This window comes from Nocardioides sp. (assembly GCF_031397825.1).
Lineage (GTDB): Bacteria > Actinomycetota > Actinomycetes > Propionibacteriales > Nocardioidaceae > Nocardioides.
In genome coordinates, this window is the sequence record NZ_JANNML010000232.1 from 1 (window position 1) to 7089 (window position 7089).

Annotated in this window: 10 protein-coding genes; all 10 read right to left on the bottom strand. The window is 71.8% G+C overall.

Features of this window, described 5'->3' with window-relative positions; genetic code table 11:
- The coding region (locus RMN98_RS19620) for an S-adenosylmethionine synthetase N-terminal domain-containing protein (protein WP_309650515.1) at nt 1-509 on the bottom strand (509 nt) is incomplete at its 3' end.
- A 76-nt stretch (nt 510-585) separates the two neighbouring features.
- Nucleotides 586-1821: a bifunctional phosphopantothenoylcysteine decarboxylase/phosphopantothenate--cysteine ligase CoaBC gene (coaBC, locus tag RMN98_RS19625; protein ID WP_309650507.1), complete on the bottom strand. Its 1236-nt coding sequence runs from the start codon at nt 1819-1821 to the stop codon at nt 586-588.
- A gap of 31 nt (nt 1822-1852) precedes the next feature.
- Entirely contained in the window at nt 1853-2185 is a 333-nt protein-coding gene (gene rpoZ / locus RMN98_RS19630) for a DNA-directed RNA polymerase subunit omega (protein ID WP_091114885.1), read from the bottom strand.
- Between the two features lie 45 nt (nt 2186-2230).
- Nucleotides 2231-2833, bottom strand: a complete 603-nt coding sequence (gene gmk / locus RMN98_RS19635) for a guanylate kinase (RefSeq protein WP_309650508.1) — start codon at nt 2831-2833, stop codon at nt 2231-2233.
- Entirely contained in the window at nt 2826-3146 is a 321-nt protein-coding gene (mihF, locus tag RMN98_RS19640; protein ID WP_309650509.1) for an integration host factor, actinobacterial type, read from the bottom strand. Before mihF ends, gmk begins: the two co-directional genes overlap by 8 nt.
- Before the next feature lie 152 nt (nt 3147-3298).
- Complete coding sequence (locus RMN98_RS19645; protein ID WP_309650510.1) at nt 3299-3757, bottom strand: hypothetical protein; 459 nt, start codon at nt 3755-3757, stop codon at nt 3299-3301.
- A complete protein-coding gene (gene pyrF / locus RMN98_RS19650) occupies nt 3754-4578 on the bottom strand; it encodes an orotidine-5'-phosphate decarboxylase (protein WP_309650511.1) in 825 nt (274 codons plus the stop codon). Before pyrF ends, RMN98_RS19645 begins: the two co-directional genes overlap by 4 nt.
- A 33-nt stretch (nt 4579-4611) precedes the next feature.
- Nucleotides 4612-5778 (bottom strand): alpha-hydroxy-acid oxidizing protein, encoded by a 1167-nt coding sequence (locus tag RMN98_RS19655; RefSeq protein WP_309650512.1) that lies wholly within the window; start codon nt 5776-5778, stop codon nt 4612-4614.
- A 30-nt stretch (nt 5779-5808) separates the two neighbouring features.
- Complete coding sequence (locus RMN98_RS19660; protein ID WP_309650513.1) at nt 5809-6858, bottom strand: quinone-dependent dihydroorotate dehydrogenase; 1050 nt, start codon at nt 6856-6858, stop codon at nt 5809-5811.
- On the bottom strand, nt 6855-7089 hold a 235-nt coding region (locus RMN98_RS19665), incomplete at its 5' end, for a hypothetical protein (protein WP_309650514.1). The genes RMN98_RS19660 and RMN98_RS19665, both read right to left, overlap by 4 nt.

The window sequence follows — 7089 nt, forward strand, 5'->3', positions numbered from 1 at the left end:
AGGTAGGACATGGTCCCGTCCTTGCGGACCTCGGAGAGGCGCTCGGCGAGACGCTGGGCGATCACGATCGGCAGCGGCATCAGCACGTCGGTGTCGTCGCAGGCGTAGCCGAACATCAGGCCCTGGTCGCCGGCGCCCTGCTTGTCCATCGCGTCCACGGAGCCGGTGCGGCTCTCGTGACCGGTGTCGACGCCCTGGGCGATGTCGCCGGACTGGCCACCGATGGCGACCATGACGCCGCAGGAGTTGCCGTCGAAGCCCTTCTCGGAGGAGTCGTAGCCGATGTCGAGGATCCGCTGGCGGACCTTGGCCTTGATGTCGACGTAGCCCGTCGTGGTGACCTCGCCGGCCACGACCACGAGGCCGGTGGTCAGCAGCGTCTCGACGGCGACCCGGCTGTGCGGGTCCTGCTCGAGCATCGCGTCGAGCACCGAGTCGCTGATCTGGTCAGCGATCTTGTCGGGGTGACCCTCGGTCACGGACTCCGACGTGAAAAGACGTCCCACCACAGCGCTACTCACTCCCGTTAGGCGAACTCGACCCGTTCAAGGGTATTTGCTGGGACCAGCATGCAAGATGCGCGTCTCACGCACCGAATCGACGGGCCACCTGGTCCCAGATGGCGTGCGCGACGGTCGTCTTCGACCCCCGGGGTACGTCGGTCACCTCGCCGTCGGCGGCCAGGATCACCGCCTCGTTGTCCGCGCTGCCGAAGACCGCTCCGCCGCTCACGTCGTTGACCACGAGCAGGTCGCAGCCCTTGCGCGCCAGCTTGGCGGTGGCGAGCTCGAGCACGGAGCCAGTCGCGTCACCTGTCTCGGCGGCGAAGCCGACGATGACGGCGTCGGGGCGACTGCGGTCATGGGAGATCTCGTGCAGGATGTCGGCGTTCTGCACCAGCTCGATGCTGGGGGCCGAGCCGTCGTCGGCCTTCTTGATCTTGGCGCCGCTCACCCCGGCCGGCCGGAAGTCGGCGGGGGCGGCCGCCATGACCACGGCATCGGCGCCGGAGGCGGCCGCCACGACCTCGGCGTGCAGCTCGGCGGTCGTCTCGACGCGCACGACCTTGACCCCGGCGGGGTCGGCGAGCGTCACGTTGGCCGCGACGAGCGTGACCTCGGCGCCGCGGGAGACGGCGGCACGAGCCAGCGCGTAGCCCTGGAGCCCCGACGAGCGGTTGCCCAGGAAGCGCACGGGGTCGAGCGGCTCCCGGGTGCCGCCGGCGGACACGACGACCCGACGGCCGGCGAGGTCGTGGGAGGAGGCGACCGCACCGCGGGCCAGCACGTCGACGCAGACCGCGAGGATCTCGGCGGGCTCGGGCAGCCGGCCCTTGCCGGTGTCCTTGCCGGTGAGACGCCCCTCGGCGGGCTCGATCACCAGCGCGCCGCGGGCCCGCAGCGTGGCGACGTTGGCCTGGGTGGCGGGGTGCTCCCACATCTCGGTGTGCATCGCCGGGGCGAAGACCACCGGGCAGCGCGCGGTGAGCAGGGTGGTGGTGAGCAGGTCGTCGGCGAGCCCGTGCGCAGCCTTGGCCAGGAGATCGGCCGTCGCCGGGGCGACCACGACCAGGTCGGCGGTCTGCCCGATCCGCACGTGGGGCACCTGGTGGACGTCGTCCCACACGGAGGCGGAGACGGGCTTGCCCGAGAGGGCGGCCCAGGTCGGAGCGCCGACGAACTCCAGGGCGGAGGCCGTCGGCGTCACCGTGACGTCGTGGCCGGACTCGGTGAGGCGGCGCAGCAGCTCGCACGCCTTGTAGGCAGCGATGCCGCCCGCGACCCCCAGGACGACACGGGGCCGTGCCCCCGTCAGGGACACGGCCTCGTGGGAGTCGCTGGTGGTCAGCGGATCACTCGTGCGACGTGAAGGAGGCGTCGATGGCTGCCTGCTTGGCAGCGGCCTCCTCGGCGGCGAGCTCCGCGGGGTCGACGTCCTCGCAGGTCAGCAGGTCCTCGTTGATCTCCCGCAGCGCGATCGAGAGGGGCTTCTCCTGGACGTGGGTGTCCACGAGGGGACCGACGTACTCGAGCAGGCCCTCGCCCAGCTGGGAGTAGTAGGCGTTGATCTGGCGGGCACGCTTGGCGCTGTAGAGGACCAGCTTGTACTTGCTGTCGGTCTTGGTGAGCAGGTCATCGATCGAGGGGTTGGTGACACCCTGAGCGTCGATGTTGGGGGCAGACACGCGTGAAGCCTCACAAGTCGGTTGGCTGGAAATGACTACTGGTCACTACTGGTGTGGATGCTGCTCGGAGTCGAGCACCATCCAGGATACCAACTCATCGGCCGCAGCGTGAACTTCGTGGTTGACGATGGTGACGTCGAACTCCGGCTCGGCGGCCAGCTCGTGCCGCGCGGTGTCGAGCCGGCGCTCGCGCTCCTCCTCCGTCTCGGTCCCCCGACCGACGAGCCGGCGCACCAGCTCGTCCCACGACGGGGGCTTGAGGAAGACGAACAGCGCCCCGGGCATGGTCTGGCGGACCTGCCGCGCTCCCTGGAGGTCGATCTCCAGCATCGCGGGGCGACCTGCTGCCAGCGTCGCCTCGACGGGGCGGCGCGGGGTGCCGTAGCGGGCCGCCTTGTGGACCACGGCCCACTCCAGCAGCTCGCCCTCGGCCACGAGCCGGTCGAACTCCTCGTCGGAGACGAACCAGTAGTGGACCCCGTCGACCTCACCGGGCCGTGCTGGGCGGGTGGTCGCCGAGATGGAGATCCAGACCTCGGGGTGGTGCTCCCTGATCGCTGCGGCCACGGTCCCCTTGCCGACGGCGGTGGGACCGGCCAGGACCACCAGCCGGGTGGGCCGGGTCGTCGCGGGCTCGGTGTCAGTCACCCGGGGCGAACTCGCGCTGCAGGGCGGCGACCTGCTTGGTGCCGAGCCCGCGGACCCGGCGGCTCTCGGCGATGCCGAGGCGCTCCATGGTCTGACGGGCGCGGACCTTGCCGAGGCCGGGCATGGACTGGAGCAGGTCGACCACGCGCATCTTGCCGATGACCTCGTTGGTCTCGCCCTGGCGCAGCACGTCGGTGATCGAGGCACCGGAGTTCTTGAGGCGGTTCTTGACCTCGGCCCGCTCACGGCGGGAGGCGGCAGCCTTGTCGAGCGCCGCTAGGCGTTGTTCGGGGGTGAGGGGGGGCAGAGCCACGAGGAACGGTCCTTCTCGGTCGTCAGTGCGGCGGGAGCAGCGCCGCTGAGGGGTCAATCTAGTCAGAACCCCGACGGACCGGCAATCGCGCGACGAGAACCTGTTCCAGTCTGCGCGGTTTCCCTAGCCCTGACTGGCATCGGGTGCTGGTCTCAGAAGCTCAGGGGTGCCTTGCAGACGTCGCGCGCCTGCTGCTGGACGCCCTCCAGGGCGGCCGCGGTGGCCGGGGTCGCCAGCTCCCCCGCGGCGGCGTCGATGGCGGTCTTCTCGTCCTCGGAGAGCCCCTCGGGCGGGGCGTCGCGGTCGTACGTCGCCGGGTCGACCCCCGCTGCATCCAGCGCATCGACCAACGTCTCGATGCGTCCCACGAGCAGCCCCCACTCGTCGGAGATGTCGCCGGGCGACTTCTCCTGGAGCGACTGGAAGCTCGGCAGCGCCTCGATGAGGGCCGTCGGGCCACCGCCGGCGAACGCCTCGCTGAGCGGCTTCTGCTGCTCCTCCACCTCCGCGCAGTAGTCCGCGAAGCGGTCGCCGTCCCCGCAGGCCGACAGCCCGGCCAGGAGCACGGTTGCGACCACGACGGTGGCGGCGCCGCCGACGACGCGCCTCATCCGCGCAACGCCTCGTTGGCGGTGCGTACGGCCTCGCGCATCGCGGTCACGTCGGGTCCGAGTCGCAGCACCTCGCGCGAGCTGCTGGCGATCACGTTGCCGGTCGCCGGGCCGAAGATCCGGCGGATGTCGGCAGGCGTCCCACCCTGCGCGCCGAAACCGGGCGCGAGGATCGGCCCGTTGAAGTCGAGGTCGATGTCGGTCTCGCCGATCGTGGCTCCGACGACGGCGCCGAACGAGCCCAGCGGCTCGGCCCCGTCGTTGAGCCGGCGCAGGTGCTCGATCATCAGCCCCCCCACGGTCGGGGCACCAGCGCCGGCCCCGGTGCGGGCCGACTGCACCTCCGGTCCCTCCTTGTTGGAGGTCAGCGCGAGGACGAAGACGCCGGCATCGTGCTTGCGAGCGGTGTCGATCATCGGGCTGACCGAGCCGAAGCCGAGGTAGGGGCTGACCGTGATGGCGTCGGAGGCCAGCGGGGAGGTCGGGTCGAGGTAGGCGTCGGCGTAGGCCTGCGAGGTCGAGCCGATGTCACCGCGCTTGACGTCGAGCAGGACCAGCGCGCCGGCCGCCCGCGAGTCCGCGATCACCCGCTCGAGCACCGCGACGCCGCGGCTGCCGAAGCGCTCGTAGAACGCCGACTGCGGCTTGACCACCGAGCACACCGGCGCCACCGCCTCGACGACGGTCAGCGCGAAGCGCTCGAGCCCGGCCACGTCGTCGGCCAGGCCCCACTCGTGGAGCAGGCCGGCGTGAGGGTCGATGCCGACGCAGAACGGGCCACGGTCGGCCATCGCCGCGTGGACTCGGGCGCCGAAGGTCATGGATTCTCCTGGGGTCGTGGTCACGTGAGGGGGTCAGTCGCAGCGCACGAGCGCGTCACGGGTGAGGTCGGCCAGCGTGGGGTAGCCGTCGACGGCCATCACCAGGTCGGCCTCGGCCTGGAGCGAGCGCAGCACGTGCACGGCGCCGGGCACGCCACCGAGGGCGAGACCGTAGGCGTAGGGCCGCCCGACCGCGACGGCGTCGGCACCGAGCGCGATCGCCTTGACCACGTCGGCGCCGGTGCGCACGCCGGAGTCGAAGACCACCGGGGCGTCGCCATGCTCCCGGACGGCGTCGACGACGTCCGGGAGCCACTGGAGCGCGGAGCCGCCGCCGTTGGCCTGGCGGCCGCCGTGGTTGGAGACGTAGATCCCGTCGACTCCCCCGTCGAGGGCGCGTCGGGCGTCGTCGGGGTGGCAGATGCCCTTGAGCACCAGCGGCAGGTCGGTGAGCGAGCGCAGCCACGGCAGGTCGTCCCAGGACAGCGGGTTGCCGAAGGTGCCGACCCAGGTGAACACCGTGGTGGCCAGGTCGGGGTCGGGCCCCGTCATCGCCTGGAAGACCGGGTCGGAGGTGTAGTTGGCCAGGGCCTTGCCCCGCAGCTGCGGGAAGTTGCCGCTGGCCAGGTCGCGCGGTCGCCAGCCGGGCACCCAGGTGTCGAGGGTGACCACGATGGCGTCGTAGCCGGCCGCCTCGGCCCGGGACACGAACGAGGCGGCGAGGTCGCGGTCCTTCGGCGTGTAGAGCTGGAACCACGACGGCGTCTCCCCGGTGTGGGGCACGACCTCCTCGAGAGGGTCGCTCATCAGGGTCGAGGCGATCATGGGTACGCCGGTCTGCGCCGAGACCTGTGCGGTGGCGATGTCGCCGTGCTGGTCGGGCGTGCAGATCCCGATGACGCCGACCGGCGCCATCATCAGCGGGCTGGCGAGGCGCTTGCCGAAGAGCTCGACGGACAGGTCGCGCTCGGCGGCGCCGGCCAGCATCCGCGGCACCAGGGCCCACCGCTCGAACGCCTCGACGTTGCCGCGCTGCGTGGCCTCGTCGCCGCTGCCGCCGGCCACGTAGGTGCGCAGCTCCGGCGGCAAGGCCGCCAGCGCGTCGCGCTCGAGGTCTCGAAAGGTGAAGGGGTGCGGCGGCAGCACGCCCGAGAGCGCGCCCAGGTAGAGCTCGATCTGGTAGTCACCGAATCCGGTCATCGAACCTCCAGGGTCTGGGGCGCCGGGTCATCAGCGCTGGACGCCTCGCACGATACGACGCGGCCACAGCGGTCCCTCGTAGATGAACGCCGTGTAGCCCTGGAGCAGGTCGGCCCCGGCGTCGAGGCGGTCCTGCGCGTCGTGGACCGTGGTGATGCCGCCGACGCCGATCAGCGTCAGGTCGTCGCCCACGCGCTGCTTGAGCATCCGCAACACCTCGAGCGAGCGTGCCGTGAGCGGCCGGCCCGAGAGCCCTCCGGCGCCGATCTCCTCGACCTTGGCGGACGGGCTGAGCAGCCCGTCGCGCGAGATCGTCGTGTTGGTGGCGATGATGCCGTCGAGCCCGATGGCCAGCGCCATGTCGGCGACGGCCAGCACGTCCTCGTCGGCGAGGTCGGGGGCGATCTTGACCAGCAGGGGCACCCGCGTGCTGCGGCCCGCGAGGTCGGCTGCCTCGTCGGCCGTCCGCCGCACGTGCTCGAGGAGGGGCCGGAGCTTCTCCACCGACTGCAGGTTGCGCAGCCCCGGCGTGTTGGGGCTGCTGACGTTGACGACGAGGTAGTCGGCGTGCGGCGTCAGCAGCCGCGCGCTCTTCTCGTAGTCGGCCTCCACCGCGGCCTGGTCGTCGTCGGGCACGACCTTGGTCTTGCCGATGTTGACCCCGAGCACCGGACCGCGGCGCCGGCCCCTGGCCCCGAGCCGGGCGGCGACCACCTCGGCACCGTCGTTGTTGAAGCCCATCCGGTTGACGACCGCGCGGTCCTCGGTGAGCCGGAAGAGCCGCGGCGTCGGGTTGCCCGGCTGCCCCTCCCCCGTGACCGTGCCGATCTCGACGTGCCCGAAGCCGAGCGCCCCGAGGGCGTCGATCCCCACGGCGTTCTTGTCGAAGCCGGCCGCCATCCCCAGGATGTTGGGGAAGGTGAGGCCGAGCGCCTGCACCGGCGTGCCGGCGCCGACGACGTGGTCGACCCCCTTCAGCACCGGTGCCGCGACCCGGAGCCCGCGGAAGCCCAGGTGGTGGGCCACCTCGGGATCGATGCGGGCGAAGCCGTGGTCGAAGAGCAGGGAGTACGGCGTCATCCGCGGCGGGCCCAGTCCTGCAGCGACCGCACACCGATGTCGCCGCGCTCGAGCGCCTCGATGCCCTGCACGGCAGCGCCGAGGCCCTGGACGGTGGTGATGCACGGGATGTTGGCCATCACGGCGGCGGTGCGGATCTCGTAGCCGTCGACGCGCGCCGAGCTGCCCGAGCCCGACCCGTTGGGGGTGTTGATGACCAGCTGGATCTCGCCGTCGAGGATCAGCTGGACG

Coding starts and splice junctions, on each gene's coding strand:
- RMN98_RS19645 (WP_309650510.1), bottom strand. CDS start 3,757: ATGAGGCGCGTCGTCGGCGGCGCCGCCACCGTCGTGGTCGCAACCGTG.
- pyrF (WP_309650511.1), bottom strand. CDS start 4,578: ATGACCTTCGGCGCCCGAGTCCACGCGGCGATGGCCGACCGTGGCCCG.
- RMN98_RS19655 (WP_309650512.1), bottom strand. CDS start 5,778: ATGACCGGATTCGGTGACTACCAGATCGAGCTCTACCTGGGCGCGCTC.
- RMN98_RS19660 (WP_309650513.1), bottom strand. CDS start 6,858: ATGACGCCGTACTCCCTGCTCTTCGACCACGGCTTCGCCCGCATCGAT.